16 protein-coding genes are annotated in these 18,115 nt (G+C 40.9%); 2 read left to right on the forward strand and 14 right to left on the reverse strand.

Annotated elements, in window-relative coordinates; all coding sequences use genetic code 11:
* Window positions 1–18: 18 nt before the first annotated feature.
* The 5 genes from AC6CHU_RS13450 to AC6CHU_RS13470 all read right to left on the reverse strand — a co-directional run bounded on the left by AC6CHU_RS13450 (window position 19) and on the right by AC6CHU_RS13470 (window position 5,331).
* Window positions 19–1,035 carry an ABC transporter ATP-binding protein gene (locus AC6CHU_RS13450; protein WP_251283065.1) on the reverse strand — a complete coding sequence of 339 codons (1,017 nt, stop codon included), beginning with the start codon at window positions 1,033–1,035 and terminating at the stop codon, window positions 19–21.
* Complete coding sequence (locus tag AC6CHU_RS13455; protein WP_251283064.1) at window positions 1,035–2,060, reverse strand: ABC transporter ATP-binding protein; 1,026 nt, start codon at window positions 2,058–2,060, stop codon at window positions 1,035–1,037. Before AC6CHU_RS13455 ends, AC6CHU_RS13450 begins: the two co-directional genes overlap by 1 nt.
* Window positions 2,061–2,232: 172 nt before the next feature.
* Window positions 2,233–2,949, reverse strand: a complete 717-nt coding sequence (locus AC6CHU_RS13460; protein ID WP_251283063.1) for a DUF2268 domain-containing putative Zn-dependent protease — start codon at window positions 2,947–2,949, stop codon at window positions 2,233–2,235.
* A gap of 164 nt (window positions 2,950–3,113) precedes the next feature.
* On the reverse strand, window positions 3,114–4,352 hold the full coding sequence (fabF, locus tag AC6CHU_RS13465; RefSeq protein ID WP_251283062.1) for a beta-ketoacyl-ACP synthase II: 1,239 nt from the start codon (window positions 4,350–4,352) through the stop codon (window positions 3,114–3,116).
* A 46-nt stretch (window positions 4,353–4,398) separates the two neighbouring features.
* Window positions 4,399–5,331 carry a beta-ketoacyl-ACP synthase III gene (locus AC6CHU_RS13470; protein ID WP_159868800.1) on the reverse strand — a complete coding sequence of 311 codons (933 nt, stop codon included), beginning with the start codon at window positions 5,329–5,331 and terminating at the stop codon, window positions 4,399–4,401.
* A 212-nt stretch (window positions 5,332–5,543) separates the two neighbouring features.
* Here AC6CHU_RS13470 and AC6CHU_RS13475 point away from each other — a divergent pair, with 212 nt between their 5' ends.
* Window positions 5,544–5,936 (forward strand): hypothetical protein, encoded by a 393-nt coding sequence (locus tag AC6CHU_RS13475; protein ID WP_159868803.1) that lies wholly within the window; start codon window positions 5,544–5,546, stop codon window positions 5,934–5,936.
* 201 nt (window positions 5,937–6,137) lie between these two features.
* Here the strand turns inward: AC6CHU_RS13475 and AC6CHU_RS13480 are convergent, their stop codons facing one another.
* From AC6CHU_RS13480 to AC6CHU_RS13495, 4 genes are all read right to left on the reverse strand, one after another.
* Entirely contained in the window at window positions 6,138–6,326 is a 189-nt protein-coding gene (locus tag AC6CHU_RS13480) for a ComZ family protein (RefSeq protein ID WP_159868806.1), read from the reverse strand.
* A 29-nt stretch (window positions 6,327–6,355) separates the two neighbouring features.
* Window positions 6,356–7,312 carry a BMP family ABC transporter substrate-binding protein gene (locus AC6CHU_RS13485; RefSeq protein WP_159868809.1) on the reverse strand — a complete coding sequence of 319 codons (957 nt, stop codon included), beginning with the start codon at window positions 7,310–7,312 and terminating at the stop codon, window positions 6,356–6,358.
* Window positions 7,313–7,421: 109 nt separating this feature from the next.
* Window positions 7,422–8,249: a hypothetical protein gene (locus AC6CHU_RS13490; protein WP_159868812.1), complete on the reverse strand. Its 828-nt coding sequence runs from the start codon at window positions 8,247–8,249 to the stop codon at window positions 7,422–7,424.
* Between the two features lie 82 nt (window positions 8,250–8,331).
* Window positions 8,332–9,069: an alpha/beta fold hydrolase gene (locus AC6CHU_RS13495; RefSeq protein WP_159868815.1), complete on the reverse strand. Its 738-nt coding sequence runs from the start codon at window positions 9,067–9,069 to the stop codon at window positions 8,332–8,334.
* A 181-nt stretch (window positions 9,070–9,250) separates the two neighbouring features.
* On the opposite strand from AC6CHU_RS13495, the gene AC6CHU_RS13500 reads away from it, so the two are divergent.
* A complete protein-coding gene (locus AC6CHU_RS13500) occupies window positions 9,251–9,442 on the forward strand; it encodes a DUF2929 family protein (RefSeq protein WP_159868818.1) in 192 nt (63 codons plus the stop codon).
* Between the two features lie 68 nt (window positions 9,443–9,510).
* On the opposite strand, the gene clpB is transcribed toward AC6CHU_RS13500, so the two are convergent.
* The 5 genes from clpB to AC6CHU_RS13525 form a co-directional block, all read right to left on the reverse strand.
* A complete protein-coding gene (gene clpB, locus AC6CHU_RS13505; RefSeq protein WP_159868821.1) occupies window positions 9,511–12,108 on the reverse strand; it encodes an ATP-dependent chaperone ClpB in 2,598 nt (865 codons plus the stop codon).
* Between the two features lie 158 nt (window positions 12,109–12,266).
* A complete protein-coding gene (locus tag AC6CHU_RS13510; protein ID WP_048010977.1) occupies window positions 12,267–12,446 on the reverse strand; it encodes a YjzC family protein in 180 nt (59 codons plus the stop codon).
* A gap of 498 nt (window positions 12,447–12,944) precedes the next feature.
* Window positions 12,945–13,901 carry an ornithine carbamoyltransferase gene (gene argF / locus AC6CHU_RS13515; RefSeq protein ID WP_251283058.1) on the reverse strand — a complete coding sequence of 319 codons (957 nt, stop codon included), beginning with the start codon at window positions 13,899–13,901 and terminating at the stop codon, window positions 12,945–12,947.
* Entirely contained in the window at window positions 13,898–17,023 is a 3,126-nt protein-coding gene (carB, locus tag AC6CHU_RS13520; RefSeq protein ID WP_251283057.1) for a carbamoyl-phosphate synthase (glutamine-hydrolyzing) large subunit, read from the reverse strand. Before carB ends, argF begins: the two co-directional genes overlap by 4 nt.
* Window positions 17,016–18,095 (reverse strand): carbamoyl phosphate synthase small subunit, encoded by a 1,080-nt coding sequence (locus AC6CHU_RS13525; protein ID WP_159868829.1) that lies wholly within the window; start codon window positions 18,093–18,095, stop codon window positions 17,016–17,018. The genes carB and AC6CHU_RS13525 overlap by 8 nt, the downstream gene beginning before the upstream one ends.
* Between the last annotated feature and the right edge of the window lie 20 nt (window positions 18,096–18,115).

Consider the following 18,115-nt stretch of genomic DNA (forward strand, 5'->3'; position numbering starts at 1 on the left):
TATTTTTTTGATAAAGCCCTATTTATATAAGTGACAAGCTACCCTATGCCCAGGCTTCACCTCCTTTAATTGCGGTTTAACACTTTGGCACTCCGGCATTGCATGTGCGCAGCGCGGGTGGAAAGTACATCCTTTTGGAGGATCAATCGGGCTTGGGACATCGCCCTCTAAAATAATTCTTTCTTTTTTCTTGCGAGGATCCGGCTCAGGAATCGCAGAGATCAGAGCCTGAGTATAAGGATGCAGAGGCTCTGCATAGAGACTGTCCTTTTCAGCGACTTCTACAAGGCCTCCCAGATACATAACACCTATCCGGTCACTCATATGTTTAACAACACTTAAATCATGGGCAATAAATAAGAAAGTAAGATCAAATTCATCCTGCAGCTCTTTCAAAAGGTTCAATACCTGTGATTGGACTGATACGTCAAGGGCAGAAACAGGTTCATCCGCAATGATAAGCTTAGGCCTTAAAGCCAGTGCTCTTGCAATTCCGATACGCTGTCTTTGTCCCCCGGAAAACTCATGCGGATATTTATAGTAAGCATCTTCAGGAAGTCCAACCTTTCCGAGAAGATCCATCACTTCCGGTTTCAGTTCCTTTTCGGATTTACTGCTGTAATTTCTGATTGGCTCTGACACAAGGTGTCCAACCATCATCGTCGGATTTAATGATGCATATGGGTCCTGGAACACCATTTGGAAGTCCTGGCGGATTTTCCTCAAGCTGGTCCCTCTTACATTTGTAATATCCTGTCCATCAAAGATTATTTGTCCATCTGTCGGTTCCAGAAGTCTTAGGATCGTTCGGCCAGCTGTTGATTTTCCGCAGCCTGACTCTCCAACCAGTCCTAATGTCTCCCCTTTCTTAATTTCAAAGGAAATATCATCGACAGCTTTAACAACAGCCACAGTCCTTCTAAGGATACCGCCTTTTATCGGATAGTAAGTTTTTAGGTTTTTAACTTCTAATAGTACATCACTGCGGCTTTTATCTTTTTTTAGAACAGCTGTATTATTATGCACTGTACTCATTATGCGTTCACCTCTTGTTTCGGCTGGCTTGTCTTGTAAAGCAGACAGGCAACCTCATGTCCTTCTTCATTTTCTGCCAGAAGAGGTGTAACTGTATGGCATTCCGGCATTGCCTTAGGGCATCGCGCTGCAAATTTGCAACCTGTTTTTGGCATGTTTTTTAATGAAGGCACAATCCCCTTTATAGTGCTTAGCTTTTCCACTTCTACATCCATTTTTGGTATAGCTCCCATAAGAAGCTGGGTATATGGATGCTTAGGATTGTGGAATAGGGAATCGACATCTGTCCGTTCAGCTATTTTCCCTGCATACATTACAATTACTTCATCGCACATCTCAGCCACAACACCCAGGTCATGGGTAATTAGAATGACTGACATATCATTTACTTCCTGTATTTCTTTTAAAAGTTCAAGAATTTGGGCTTGTACAGTAACATCCAGTGCCGTAGTCGGCTCATCAGCGATCAGCAGCTTCGGCTGGCAGGCAATGGCGATGGCAATCATGACCCTTTGCCTCATTCCGCCTGAAAGCTGATGCGGATATTCATCTACAATTTTTTCAGGCCTTGAGATCCCTACACTTTTTAGTAGTGCAATACTTTTTAACCGCGCTTCCCTTTTTGAGATCTTCATATGATTGAATAATACTTCCTGGAGCTGGAACCCGATCGAGAACACAGGATTTAAAGAAGTCATAGGTTCCTGGAAGATCATAGCGATATCCTTTCCCCTGATTTTATTAATCTCTGAATCTGTCATATTCTCCAGATGTACACCGTCAAAAATAATCTCGCCGTTACGGATTTTGCCAATGCCTTTAGGCAGGAGCTTCATAACAGAGAGGCTCATTACAGATTTTCCGCAGCCAGACTCTCCCACTATTCCAACGATTTGTCTGGACTTAACTCTAAAAGAAACATTATCTACTGCATTATAGTATGTACCATCTATGGAAAAGGCAGTTTCTAAATTCTTCACCTCTAGTAAAGGTGCGTCTTTAAGTTGACGGGGACTTGAGCTCATAGGAACACCTCTAACCTTTTTAATTATTCTGTTAATTCATTCTATTTGTCTAAAATATTATTACAAAGTTATTACAATTGCAAGATTTTTTTAAACTTTATTAATATTCATTATCGTTTTTCAAAAAAAAAGCCCACATTTTAGGACTTTAAAGTGTATATGAATTCAGTATCTATAAAGTTTGATCCACAAAAAATTCGGATGGAGCATTAAAAGATATTTTTGCAGTAAAATGTTTTTTCTCTCGGAATTCCCTTACAATCTCGTAGCCGGCAGCATAACCAACTAATGGAGGATATGGCCTCTCTCCATATAATATCTTTCGATGGAGCCTATTATTCTTTTTTAGTTGTAAGTTCGGTTTTATTAATTTTTCCCAGAAATCCCCGATTTCTTCTTTAGAATATCGGCTGCACCAAGATCCTCTAAACCTCTTGCCGCAGTTTATTTCTACTGCATTTTCGGCAAGCCCCTCCAATATGATGGAATCAAGAAGCGTGTATTCCTCCAGTTTTTTTTTCTGGGAGTTAATTCTGCAGACATGGTGATATTCATGCACAAATAAAGCCTCCAGTTCAGCTTCGTCTATATTAGAAGGGAGAAATAGAAACAGCATTTTTGCGAATGAAACTCCTGATTTGCCCGGCTGCCGTGAAAAAAGTCCGCCGCCTGCAGACGGGAAGATGTAAATATCACAATCTGGGCCTGCCCACATCCTCCTATATTTTACGTGAATCTTTTTCGCCAGATCCCACGCATTCTTCTTTTTAAGCTCCAGGAAATTATGCCTGCTGAACCGTGCAGGTGTATACATGCCGAAATCCGCCAGGTACTCGTATATTTTTTGGGGATTATCATCATTGAAGGGTCCGGTAAGTTTTTCACACATTTTAACCGGTTCATTAAAATCTTCCTCGAGCCATAAATCTGTTCTAACTATCCCATTTCCACACCTCCCTTTACTCGATAATATGTAGATATAAGGAATTTGTTGATCAAAACAAAAAGCTGATTTAAGGAAAGGTTATTCCCTTAAATCAGCTTTTGTTATTTTTATTCATATTTTTTAAAGACAATTGTTGCATTGTGACCGCCAAAGCCCAGTGAATTGCTCATTGCAGCTTTGATTTCTTTTTCCCTTGCCTCATTTGGAACATAATCCAAATCACATTCAGGATCTGGGTTTTCGAGATTAATGGTCGGAGGCAGGATCCCTTCCTTCATTGCCAGAACTGTGAAAATGGCTTCAATTCCGCCTGCAGCTCCTAAAAGATGTCCTGTCATTGATTTAGTCGAGCTTACTGCCAATTTATAGGCATGCTCTCCGAACACCTCTTTAATTGCCAATGTTTCAAATTTGTCGTTATAATCGGTACTTGTTCCATGAGCATTTATATAATCGATATCATCCGGCTTTAAGCCGCCATCTTCAATAGCCATTTTCATGGCTCTTGCCCCGCCTTCTCCGCCTGGAGCAGGTGCAGTGATATGATATGCATCCCCGGTAGCACCATAGCCTACTATTTCTGCATAAATTTTTGCGCCGCGGGCAAGTGCATGTTCAAGTTCTTCAAGTACTACAATTCCCGCACCTTCTCCGATAACAAACCCGTCACGATTTTGATCAAATGGACGGCTTGCTGTTTTAGGATCCGGGTTTGTTGAAAGCGCGGTGTTCGCACAAAATCCTGCAACAGACATTTTTGTGATTGGCGCTTCTGCTCCGCCGGAAATCATCGCATCGGCATCGCCTCGCTGAATAACCTTAAAGGCATCACCAATTGAGTTTGTACCAGTGGCACATGCAGTCACTGTACAAGAGTTAAACCCTTTTGCACCTAAATAAATCGAAACTTGGCCGGTTGCCATGTCCGGTATCATCATTGGCACGAAGAACGGGCTGACTCTTCTGTATCCTCGCTTCATAAATGTTTCATATTGGTTCTCAAAGGTTTCCATTCCGCCGATGCCTGAACCTATCCAAACACCGATGCGGTGCGCATTATCATCTGTAATCTGAAGGTTTGCATCTTTAACTGCCATCATGGATGCAGCAACAGCGTAATGTGTGAAGCGGTCCATCTTTCTGGCATCTTTTTTATCAAAAAAATCTTCGGGATTAAAATCCTTTACTTCAGCAGCTACTTTAGCAGGGTACTCATCAGCATTCAATCTGGTCAGCGGTCCTACCCCTGAAATACCTGACTTAATATTATTCCATGTCGTTTCTGTATTATTTCCAAGCGGTGATACAGCTCCGATGCCTGTAACGACAACTCTTCTTTTATTCATATAATTGCAGCTCCTTATAAATAGTCATCCATATTAAATGGTGTTCTTATCTTCCCCAACGCATCGCAATGGCTCCCCAGGTTAGCCCTCCGCCAAAGCCGACCATCACAAGCAAATCACCATCTTTAATTTTACCAGCTTCCAGCTCTTCCACCAATGCAATTGGAATAGATGAAGCAGACGTATTTCCATATTTATCAACTGTTTTGGACATTTTTTCAACAGGGAGTTCCAATCTTTGACGGGAAGCCTCCATGATGCGGATATTCGCCTGATGAGGGATTAAAAAATCTACGTCTTCTTTGGATAATCCCGCTTTATCGAGTACGTTGATGCAACTCTCACCCATTTGACGAACTGCAAATTTGAATACTTCACGCCCGTTCATGATGATATATTCATCCTGGTATAGATGTTTTGCACCTGTGCCATCTGCTCCTAATTCAAATGATAATATTCCCCGGCCATCCGAGACTGGCCCAATAACAGCTGCACCTGCACCGTCTCCAAATAAAACCGCAGTATTACGGTCATTCCAGTCTGTAATTTTTGAAAGCTTTTCTACCCCTACTACTAAAACGTTTTTATAGGTTCCAGTTTCAATAAATTGTTTTGCCGTTATGATTCCATACATGAAACCTGCACATGCAGCACTAATATCCATTGCTGCCGCCTTACTTGCTTTTAATCGCTCCTGAAGCATGCAGGCAACAGATGGAAAGGGATTATCCGGTGTAACCGTTGCAACTAAAATCAGGTCTAACTCCTCTGCGTCAATGCCTGCATTATCCAATGCCTTAATTGCTGACTCATAGGCCATATCTGATGTTTCTACACTGTCATCTGCAATTCGTCTCTCTTCAATTCCAGTCCTTGTCCGGATCCATTCGTCAGAAGTATCAACTATTTTTTCCAAATCAGCATTTGTAACCACTTTTTCAGGAAGATATCTTCCGATTCCTATAATTCCAGCATTCATGGAGTCCCACACCCTTTTCAATTTTACTGTCCTTTATCCAGTCTCTATCTAAATTTAATATCAATTATTATGACTTGGTACTAATTTTATCAAATAAATATATACAAACGCAACACTTTTTACCTTTCCTTATGATTACTCCACAAATGTCTATACCCAGTGAATTTTTCTTCATATTCTGAAATATAGGCATCTGAAAGGAGGTAAATTGCATGCTTGATAAGGATGAAAAAGAGATGGGAAATACTGAAGACCCTTTAACACATTTTTTATTTGGAGGAAGAGTCAGGAAAAACCATCAGCAAGCTGAAAGCAATTTTGAATTGGACAGCGATGATGAAAAAAATCAGGGGAAAGACGACTGGCTTTTCGGAGGCAGAAGTAGAAATGCTCATGAAGCTGACGATTGGCTCCTTGGGGGAAAACGCAGAGAATTTAATGAAGGAGGTGAAAGTTCCGATAAAGAATATGCCAACAATATCCTGAACAACATAAACTTAGAGGAACTAATGGTCAACATTGATACGATCATGACCTCAGCCCATCATTTAAAGCCATTGCTGAAAAAAGCCGGTCCTTTGCTGGAGATGTTTTGGAAGAAGTAGGGGCGGGATTATACCTTATACGCAGATTTTACTTTTTTAACAGGTACATTAACCGGCAGTCCCGGTATTCTTTATTTGTAATATTAAAATCATTAAACAGAAGTTTACTCGCTGATCTTCTTAGTTCAGCTCTCTCTTCTGTAAGATTTCCTATCTTAACGTCATAAATAGCAAAAACCAGCCAATAAGGCTGGTTTCCTATTATTCACTCCCATTTAACGCATCCGCTTTGCCCATTTCGTAGGCTTCGTTCATGACTTTTGTGAACAGGTTCATGAATGGCTGGATCATTTCCAGGGATAATTCGATGCCTGCTTCATCGAGCTGCTGTTTGGCTTCAGGCAGGTATTTCATGGCTATTTGCATGAATTCCATGTTTTTTTCGTTCATCTTGCTGTACCTCCTATGTATGGTAATTACTATTCAGGCAGTTTCCCTGTTTTTTTGTAATGCTCAATGGCAGCATTGAGTTCTTTTTTGAATTCTTCATCGACGTCAGGGCTGAATTTCCCAAGTGAAATTACATCATCCTCGAAATCAAATGTCAGATTTCCTGATTCCAGTTCACCCTCGTTAAATTTTTCTGCCACAAGTTCATATAAAACATCAACATGCTGAATTGTACTGGTCAGGACGACCGATTCACCCAGATCTGACTGGTCGGAAATATAGCCTATTGCGTACAGCCCTTCTTCTTTTAGCTTTTCGATGACAGGAACATTATACCCATCTCCTGCCGGATAGACAACATCTGTCTTATTGGCTATTAGCTTGTCCAGAAGAGCGATGGCTTTATCATCATTGTCCCAGTTGCCGACATATTGGATCTGCACGTTTACGCTTTTATTAGTATAGTTTGCACCTTCATAAAAACCTTCTACTTCCGGCTGCCATTCAAAAGCCGCCAATATTCCTATATTATTCGTTTTCGTCATATGCCCTGCAACCATGCCTCCGAAGAAACCCATAGCGTATGCTTCAAAGTTCAAACTGGTGGTGTTTTCATTTTGAGCATCGCCATTAAAGCTGACGAATTGAATGTCAGGATATTTTTTTGAAATATTATTAAAGTATGCTGCGTATTCATTGCCATGTCCAAATATCAGGTTCACGCCTTTTTGGTCTAACTCTTTAACAGCTCTTTCAACAACCAGCTCTGAATTCATACCCTCTTTATAATAAACCTCAATATCATAATGGGATTGAATCTTCAGCATGCCTTTATAGCCTTTGGTCCCCCATACCTGGTCATTGACAGTATCGGGTACTAATAATCCAGCTTTCTCAAGTTTCCCTGCAGACATCGGCTGTCTGCAGGAGGCCAATAAAAGAAGGCACAAAAGAAGAATCCCTAATTTCTTTAATGTCTTATGCATCTTCTTTTTCTCCGCCTCTCTGTCTTTCACTTCATATCACCGGTTTAATTTACCAATCTAATTCAATTCTACCTTTTCTTTATGTTAAATGGAAAGATTTTTTTGCGATTTACAAGCCATCCGGGCTCTCTAATGAAATAAATTGTTTTCTTTGCTTTTCGAGACCATCGGAGATATTAACTGAACAATGAATCGTCCTTTCAGTTACTTTTCCGATTGCCAAATCGGGACTGCGCCAGTTTTCATTATAGTCAATGGAGAGATAATCAGCGCATTTACGCCAGTGCCCTTTGATATTGCTTTTTAGCAGAAAGGACTCATCCGAATTCCTATCTGGACCACTTGACAAAAAAAGAATGAGGTCATCGATGAAAATCGCATCATGTATCCATTCTCTCTCACTTATTATTACTCTTTCTTTCGCTATAGATTGGTAAAAACTAAATTCCTTAGGCTGCCAGGGACCGTAAATGACAGGCAGGTAAAAGGAGGAAACGAAAATATCGTTTTCTTTCAGGACTTTAATAGCATCTTCCAGCCGGCTATGTGTTCTGCTCATGTCTTTAACCCACTGAATAGGGAACAGGAATGCAATTTTCACCTGAAGGGTTTGAAATAAAGCCAAGTTTTTCAAAAGAAATCCTTCTATAAGCTCCTTCTCCCTTAAAGCAGCAATCCCATTCCTAATATATAAGTCGTAAATATCTATAAATATTGTGTCACTTTTTTGTAATTCTGCTGATTTGATCCATTCATTATAGTTTATTTCATAAAAGTTGGCATTCCGTCCGATTGTCAGCCGTTTTTCGTGAGTTATAGCGTCATCATCTTCTTTGCCAAAATGAACTCCATCTATCTCGCAGCCCTGTTCCAGAAGATACTTGCACAGGCTGAACCCTATAAATTCAAATGTTCCTAAGATGACTGCCCTGTCCATCTTCACCCCTCCTCGGAAGCATATTACTGTATACTATGCTCAAAGGGTTGTCCTTATTTCTTTACTGAATTGCAGCAGATTTTCATAGGATTTTTTCATATTTTCTAAAGAAGCTTGTCATTTGAGAGGATATTCTTTGTTTTTTATCTGGGAGGATATAAAATACAGAGATAGGGCAATTTTCATTTTCCCATTGAATTGATCGCTTCTTTAAATAATCCGATTGCTTGTAAGCTCTGCCACCGGCCAAAACCTGAATGATTCTGACGGGAACTTTAAGGCCGGATGTGAGGTTTTTTTCTTGTTTGCTGAGCAAATCCGCTATATTATCCGTTTCTATCTCATATGAAACTGCCAATTCTCTTAATAGTTTCTTATAAAAGAACTTATGCTCTCTTTCCTGTTCAAGGTGATGCTTTAATGAAAGAATAGGATTTATTAATACGGCTGAACGGATTAAATCACCCATTTCATGCAATAATCTAAGTGCAACCAATGCTCCCATGCCCTCAGCAATAATATGAATCTTTTCGTTTATAATTTCAGTGCGCAGGATATGCTCATACAAGTACTTAGCTTTCTCAACAGCCCGATCACTGCCCCAGTGCCTTCCATATAGATTTGAATAAAAAATGGTATAGCCATCTTGTCTTAGTTTCTTAATTAATGAATGTTTCCCTTCATTTTGAGTCCAAAAACTGCAGTTAGCGTCAACAAAGTGCCGATCATCCCCAATAATCAGAATACCGAAACCACTTGGTTTATCTGGGTAATGAATCATGCACCATTCTGTATCCAGCTGGAAGTTCCGGCTTTCCATAGTAAAACTCCTTTGCAAGTTTGTTCATAATATACTGTATGTATACCAACTTAAAATGAAAGGGAGATTTGCCTACTTTTAGACAAGTTCATCAATGGGCTGAAAAGAGAAAAAATAAATTTATTTCTTTAATGGGTTATGCTAATATGAAAAGGGATTAATTATGTTAGAGGTGAAATAGATGAGATTCTTTTGGACATTTTTCTGGACTTTCCTTCTTGTTCAAATGTTAACGTATGTAGTTTCCTCAATGCTTGGAACGTCTTACGATTTTGTAACCGGCACCATTTTGGCAGTTGCAACAACTGTTTTAATTTTTGTTGTCGCTTCCATCATTCCTGAAGGTCCTGTTGAAAAAGAGGGAATTCATTAATCTGCACCTTTGCAGGAAATGAAAAGAGTCATCCTGTTTATTCAGGATGATTCTTTTCATTTATGTCCTTATTTTACCAGCAGTTCAATTTTGCCGTTATCTGCGGAAATAATAACTTCACTGTGATCTTTAATTTCTCCTGCAATTATTTTGCGGGCGAGTCCCGTTTCAACGTTCCTTTGGATAAACCGTTTGAGCGGCCGGGCGCCATAGACAGGATCAAATCCGTTTTCTGCAATATATTCTCTAGCATCCTCATTTATACTTAACTTAATATGCTGATCTGATAATCTTGCTTGAAGATGAGTGATTAATTTTAGTACAATACCCTTTATTTCATTGAGAGTTAATGGCTTAAACAAGATAATTTCGTCCACTCTATTTAAAAATTCCGGGCGGAAATGGCTTCTCAGCTGTCCGAGTACATTGTCTCTGGTTTCTTCAGTTATGTCTGCCCCATTGGCAGAGCGTTCCAGAAGGAATTGGGAGCCAATATTGGAAGTCATTATGATAACAGTATTTTTAAAATCAACCGTGCGGCCCTGTGAGTCAGTTATTCTTCCATCATCAAGCATCTGCAGCAGGATATTAAATACTTCAGGGTGAGCCTTCTCAATTTCATCAAGCAGGATTACTGAATATGGCTTTCTTCTGACAGCTTCTGTCAGCTGACCGCCTTCCTCATAACCTACATACCCCGGAGGAGCGCCTATCAATCTTGATACAGCGTGTTTTTCCATATATTCGGACATATCAATTCTAATTATTTGTTCTTCGCTATCGAACAATGACTGTGCAAGTGCCTTAGCTAACTCTGTCTTTCCCACTCCGGTTGGACCCAGGAAGATAAAGGAACCAATGGGGCGGTTCGGATCTTTAATTCCTGCTCTGGCTCTCAGGACAGCATCTGACACCAGCTGTACCGCCTCATCCTGGCCAATTACTCTTTCTTGAAGGATGCTTTCAAGGCGAAGGAGCTTTTCACGTTCTCCTTCAACAAGTTTAACCACGGGAATACCAGTCCATCTTGCCACTATGCCAGCAATTTCTTCTTCTGTGACTTCCTCTCTCAGCAGCCTGTCCCCTTGATTCTCATTAACGGCTTGTTCTAGCTCTTTCAATTCCTTTTCCATAGCAGGAATTCTTCCATGGCGAAGTTCCGCAGCTTTATTCAAGTCATAATTATTTTCGGCCTCATCCAGTTCGCGGCGCATTATCTCCAGCTGCTCCCGCTTTTCCTGGACTTTTTGGATTCCTTCTTTTTCAAGCTGCCATTTTGCTTTCATGCTATTTGCCTGATCTTTTAGTTCGGCAAGTTCTTTTTGGAGGTCTCCTAGTCTCTGCTTGCTTGCTTCATCACTTTCTTTTCTTAGTGCAGCTTCTTCTATTTCCAGCTGCATGACCCTTCTTGTAACCTCATCAAGCTCGGATGGCATTGAATCAATCTCCGTCCTAATCATTGCACAGGCTTCGTCCACCAGGTCAATCGCCTTATCGGGAAGAAATCTATCTGTAATATACCTGTCTGATAATGTTGCGGCAGCCACTAAAGCACGATCGTGGATGTTGACTCCATGATGAATTTCAAAGCGCTCCTTCAGTCCTCTGAGAATGGAGATTGTATCCTCTGCATCCGGCTCCTGCACTAATACCTGCTGAAAACGCCGTTCGAGGGCAGGATCTTTTTCAATATATTTGCGATGCTCTTCAAGTGTGGTAGCTCCAATACAATGCAATTCGCCTCTTGCAAGCATAGGCTTCAGCATATTCCCAGCATCCATTGCTCCTTCTGTCTTGCCCGCTCCCACGATTGTATGCAGCTCGTCAATAAAAAGAAGAATTCTGCCTTCGCTTTTCTTTATCTCATTTAATACAGCTTTTAGTCTTTCTTCGAATTCCCCCCGGAATTTGGCCCCTGCAATCAAGGAGCTCATATCAAGTGCAAAAATGGTTTTATCCTTGAGGCCCTCAGGTACATCCTTACGTACAATTCTCTGTGCCAGTCCTTCAACAATAGCTGTCTTGCCTACCCCCGGTTCCCCTATCAGCACTGGATTATTTTTTGTTTTTCTTGAAAGGATGCGAATGACATGCCTGATTTCGCTATCCCGCCCTATTACAGGATCTACTTTTCCCTGCTTGACCTCTGCAACAAGATCTCTTCCATATTTTTTTAAAGCCTCATATGTTGATTCCGGATTTTGCGATGTCACCCTCTGATTCCCCCTAATTTCCTTAATCGCCTGCTCCACTTGTTCCTGATTGATTCCGTATGTCTTTAAAACAGCTGCAGTTTCAGAATCCGCTGATGCAGCAGCTTGGAATACATGCTCTACTGACATGAAATCATCCTGATAAATTTTCATTTTATTTTCTGCTTCTGCCAGCAGCCGCTGCAGTTTACCGGTTATATACAGTTTTCCTTGTTCCGTTCCCGAACCGGATACTTGCGGTTTCTTTCTCATTGCTTCCTGCATTTTATCAAGAAAGAAATCGGCCGGAATCTCCATTTTTGACAGAATTAATGAAACAAGGCTGTTTTCCTGCTCCAGTAAAGCCAGGAATAAATGGGCTTCATCCACCTCCTGATGCTGCTCACGGACAGCTATGGACTGTGCATTCATTAACCCTTCCTGAAGCCGTTCTGTCATCCGATTTATATCCATTATGGAACCTCCCTTTTTGACCTTTTTTGACCTTTTATTTTATTATAATTCAATCTTTTCATATGTAAAGTTTTCAGCTATTACCATATCCAAAAAGCCATCCGCAAATGGGATGGCTCTATTTCTTATTTCCCCATTTTCCAGTTAATTAATCAGAATCAGGGCTTTCTTTTATATGTCCAAATGCGGTTATGATTGGATGTTTCCGGGAATTGATCTCCAGCTCTCATTTTAAGCATTTGCGGATTATTGACGTTGCTTCCCGTTTCGCCAATTTCTATATAAATTCCATTATTAGGCGCTTTCTGGCCAGGCTTAAATTGTCTATTTTGCCCCATGCCCAATACCTCCTTTAATCGTAAATCACTTATTATTATTTCCACTCTTGCATCTCTCATGAGGGAAACTATTGGCAGTCATTTAAAGCATGGAAAAAGAATTCTGCCTTCATGTTTATTTGAAACGGAGGGATTGTGCGGGTTTATTTGCGGCTGATTTTCTGACATTCCTAAATACTGAATTTGGGGATAAATTCAGGAACTTACTGAGCCTATCCTTTTTCTACCCGGCACAGGAAATTGCCCAGCATTTATTCGGGCTTATATAGGGTATATTGTGAGGCTGATACAAAGCGGTGATGCATAGGATCCTAACCTGAATAGGCCTTGACGTATACCACAGCCTTTTTCGCCCATTTCACTGAAATGGATTGTAAATATTATGGATAAGTCATCCTGAAGTATTTTTGTGATTTATTGTTATGCTTTTGGACCTCTTGTGTTATTCTCATCTTACTAACAAGGCCTTCTCAACAACTGAGAAGGCCTTGTTCATTATTATAATATCTCTGAAAGAATGGCTTTTTGTACGTGAAGTCTGTTTCCAGCCTGCTGAAACACGGCAGAGTTTTTTCCATCAATGACCTCCGCTGTAACTTCCTCACCGCGATGGGCAGGGAGACAATGCAAAAAGACATAATCTTTTTTGGCTTTTTGGACAAGATATTCATTAACCTGAAAATCAGCAAAGTCTTTGAGCCTTTTGTCATTTTCAGCTTCCTGGCCCATGCTCGTCCATACATCTGTATAGATGGCATCAGCATTAGCAGAGGCTTCTTCAGGTTTGGATGTGATGATTACCTTTGAACCGCTTAATTCAGCAAACTCCAATGATTGGTTAAGCACACCTTGGTCAGGCTCATACCCTTCAGGACAGGCAATCGTGATATTTACCCCCATCTTGGCAGAAGCAATCATTAGAGAATGTGCCACATTATTGCCATCACCTACATATACCAGATTTTGTCCTTTTAACTCTCCATTTTTCTCTTCGAGTGTAAGGAGATCGGCAAGAGCCTGGCATGGATGATATAGATCTGTTAGGCCGTTAATAACCGGAATGTCTGCATGATATGCGAGTTCCTGGATCTTATCATGGGAGAACGTTCGGATCATAATTGCATCAACGTACTGTGAAAGCACTTTAGCTGTATCCGCAATGCTTTCTCCTCTTCCAAGCTGCAGATCCTGGCTATTTAAATATAAGGCATGCCCCCCAAGCTGCAGCATTCCAGCTTCAAAGGAAACTCTAGTGCGGGTAGATGACTTTTCAAAAATCATGCCAAGAATTTTGCCTTTTAGGATAGAAGTTTCTGCCCCTTGCAGATGAGCTTCCTTTAATTGCTTTGCTTTTTCCAAAAGTCCCTTTATTTCGTCTGCAGTAAAGTCGGCAAGTGTTAGAAGGTCCTTTCCTTTTATATTTAAGCCCTTTTTCGCTTCCTGAATTGAAATCATATAACGCCCACTTCCTTTTCTCCCATATTATGTTTTGCGCCCTGCCAATCTTCAATGGAATTAACATCCCACTCGCCTGCTGTCATCGATTTTAATAAGGCAATAAGCGTTTCCTTCTCACTGAAAGTCAAAATTCTGTTTTTTGTTCCCATTTCTCTCATTTTTTTATCTGCTTCACTCATTCCGGGATTATATAAAGCAAAGGTTTCCTGAGCACTCCAGTCCATATTGTCTTGAGTCAGAAGAACCGGCACAGCTTTCACCTGATTAATATAATGTGTTAATTCGTCTGTATTTGAAGAATTTGCTATTACAATACATTTGCCCTTAACACCATTCAAGCTGGCATGGAAGGACTTTCTGACAGCTTCCTCATAATTTGGTGCCAGCGAAATGCCCTCACCTGTAGATTTCATTTCAGGACCCACTTTGCTGTCCAATCCCTTTAGTGCATAATTCGAGAAGACCGGGAATTTCACACATACAAATGGGAGTTTCCCTGCTGCCGGAATTTCATCTTTCGACAATTTATATTTCCCAAGCAATATTTTTGTCGCAATCTCCACCAGCTGCACGCCTGTGACCTTGCTGATAATAGGGACCGTTCTGCTTGCACGCGGGTTAATTTCCAGTATTAATACCTCTTCACCATTCACGATAAATTGAATATTCATAAGGCCTTTATAATGAAGCTTTTGCACAATTGCTTTTGCATAGGCCAGCATTTTATTCTTTACTTGTTCTGAAAGACTTTGAGGCGGGAGAACTGACATGCTGTCTCCTGAGTGCACTCCAGTTTTTTCAATATGCTCCATAATTGCAGGTGCACAGATATAGTTTCCGTCTGCTGCCAGATCAAGTTCAGCTTCTAATGCATGGACGAATTGATCAATTAATATAGGATAAGGGATATCCCCCTTCTTTAAATAGCGCTCCAGCTCGAACGAAGAAGAAATACGTTCCATTCCTCTGCCGCCTATAACATACGATGGGCGGACCAAAATCGGGAATCCAATCTTTTTGGCTGCTGCTTTTAACTCTGCTTCTGTGTGGACGACATCACCTTTTATCCTCGGGATATTTAAATCATCCAATAACTGATAAAAGAGCTTGCGGTCCTCTAATGCATCAATGGTCTTTGAGTCCGTTCCGAGCAGGGTAACTCCACAATCCTCCAGTTCCGACGCAAGATTCAGGGCTGTCTGCCCTCCAAGCTGCACAATGGCTTCTGAAATACCTTCTGCTTCAATCACATTCAGAATATCCTCAAGAATCAGCGGTTCAAAATAAAGTCTATCAGCTGTTGTATAATCCGTACTAACCGTTTCAGGATTATTGTTGATCATGATTGTCTCTACGCCTTCATCCTTTAACGCAAAGACTCCTTGGACGGAGCAATAATCAAATTCAATGCCCTGGCCAATCCTGATGGGGCCGCTTCCGATAATCAGAACTTTTTTCTTATCACTCTTCACCTGTTCATTTTCGCCAAAATAACTGGAATAGTAATAATTAGATTGTGCTTCGAATTCAGCTGCACAGGTGTCAACCATTTTATAAGCAGGAAGAATGCCTGCTTCTTTCCGTTTTTCCCTGACTGCTTTCTCCGACACTTTCCATTCCAATGCAAGAAACTTATCACTGAAGCCCTTTTCTTTAAAAAGCTGCAGTTCCTCTTTTGTTGCTTCATCAAGTGTTAAGGAAGCAATTTGTCTTTCCATCTTTACCATTTCATTAAGTGTATTGAGATAGAAATAATCTATTTTTGTGATGGTATGCAAATCTTCCAATGAGTAATTTCTCCGGAGTAATTCAATCACGGTAAAAAATCTCTCATCGGTTTGCTTTAACAGCAGTTCCTCAAGTGAAGCAATCGATTTAGCTGATAAGCCGGGGGATTTTAAATCATATCCCTTCACTTCAAGTGAATGAATGGCTTTTAAAAGAGCCCGCTCCAGATTCCGGTCAATCCCCATTACCTCACCGGTAGCTTTCATTTGTGTTCCGAGCCTGCGGTCTGCAGAAGGAAATTTATCAAAAGGCCATTTTGGAAATTTAACAATGACATAATCAAGAGCTGGTTCAAAGCTTGCGAAAGTGTCTCCTGTTACAGGATTAATGATCTCCGATAAGTTATACCCGACTGCAAGCTTTGCTGCCATTCTGGCAATTGGATAGCCTGTTGCTTTGGAAGCAAGGGCAGATGACCTGCTGACTCTTGGATTTACTTCAATCAAGTAATAATTTCTGCTATGCGGATCCAGGGCGAATTGAATGTTGCAGCCTCCAATAATGCCCAGTTCTGAAATGATTTTAATGGATGCCGTCCGGAGCATCTGGTACTCATCATCAGTTAAAGTCTGGGAAGGTGCGACAACAATTGAATCACCGGTATGAATTCCCACGGGATCAATATTTTCCATATTGCAAATCGTAATGCACGTATTCTGTGAATCCCGCATAACCTCGTACTCAACTTCCTTAAATCCTGCTATGCTTTTCTCAACCAGGCATTGGCTTATCGCACTCTCTTTTAATCCTCCCTTCACCAGAGAAGTCAGTTCATCAAAATCTCCTGCAATTCCCCCGCCTGTTCCGCCAAGGGTATAGGCTGGACGTACGATAATGGGGAATCCAATTTCATGGGCAAATTGAACAGCTTCTTCCACTTCATGGACAATAATGCTTTCAGGAACAGGCTCGTTAAGCTCGTTCATCAGTTTTCGAAAGGCTTCCCGGTCTTCGCCTTTCTTAATGGACTCAATACTGCTGCCCAAAAGCTTCACTCCATACCGTTCAAGCACACCTGATTCACTCAATTTAAAAGCAAGATTCAATCCAGTCTGTCCTCCCAATGTGGCAAGCAGGCCATCTGGACGTTCTTTCTTAATAATCTTTTCAAGGCTGTCAGCAGTCATTGGCTCGAAATAGACTTGATCAGCAAAGGCTTTGTCTGACATGATGGTAGCCGGGTTGTTATTAACAAGAATAACCTTATAACCTTCTTCCTTTAATGCTGCGCAGGCCTGTGTTCCTGCATAATCAAATTCTGCTGCCTGCCCGATGACAATCGGGCCTGAGCCAATAACTAATATGGATTGGATGCTGGTGTCTTTAGGCATAAGCGAAAACTCTCCTATTCTCCTCTTGAATCATGTTCATAAACTCATCAAAAATATAATCGCCATCCGCAGGTCCCGGACGAGCTTCCGGATGAAACTGCACCGTATGGATTGGCAGGACCTTATGCATAAGTCCCTCAATTGACTGGTCATGAAGATTTACATAACGTGTTTTAAACCCTGTATCCTTGATGCTTTCTTCATCAACCACATAACTGTGATTTTGTGATGACATAAAGACAGTGCCCTTCTTCATATCAGCAATCGGGTGGTTGGCACCCCTATGGCCAAATGACAGTTTCTTTGTATTGCCTCCAAATGCTAAAGCTGCCAGCTGATGACCAAGGCAAATTCCTAATGCCGGATACACCTCCAGCACCTTTTTTAGTTCCGGGAGTATGTTTATTAATTCTTTTGGATCTCCAGGTCCGTTTGAGAGCACCACACCATCTGGGCTGAGATTTTTTATCTGTGCGAAGCTTGTATTGTAAGGAACTGATGTAATCTTGCACGCTCTTTTCAGCAGGGAGTCCACAATAGATTTTTTTGCACCAAAATCATAGACAACTATATGAATGTTTCCTTCTCCAAAGCTCTCTATAGCTTGGGATGAGACTTTACAGACTTTATCATCCTTCGGCAGCAGCAATCCGGCAGCTGCTGTTTTTGAGGTGGTCATTTTTGCCGGCATACTGCCTTCGGAACGGATTTTCTTTACTATGGAGCGGGTATCCACATGCCCTAATAATGGAATATCCCATTTTTGCAAATATTCCTGAAGTGAATAAGCGGATTTATAATGTGATGGATTTCTGCTCCCTTCATAAACAATAACACCAGCAGCATGAGGCTTTTTGCTCTCAAAATCGAATTCATTAATTCCGTAATTTCCGATTAAAGGGTATGTGAATACAATAATTTGGTCTTTATAAGAAGGATCGGTCAATACTTCCTGATAACCTGTCATTCCTGTAAAAAAAACGATTTCCCCTTCTATATCCTTTTCAGGCTGATCCGTCAGCCATTGGCCCTTATAGGAATGGCCGCTATTTAAATGAAGATATCCTTCCATTCTCAACACCTCGATGCTAT

It is taken from the genome of Cytobacillus sp. GQ23 (assembly GCF_059758675.1).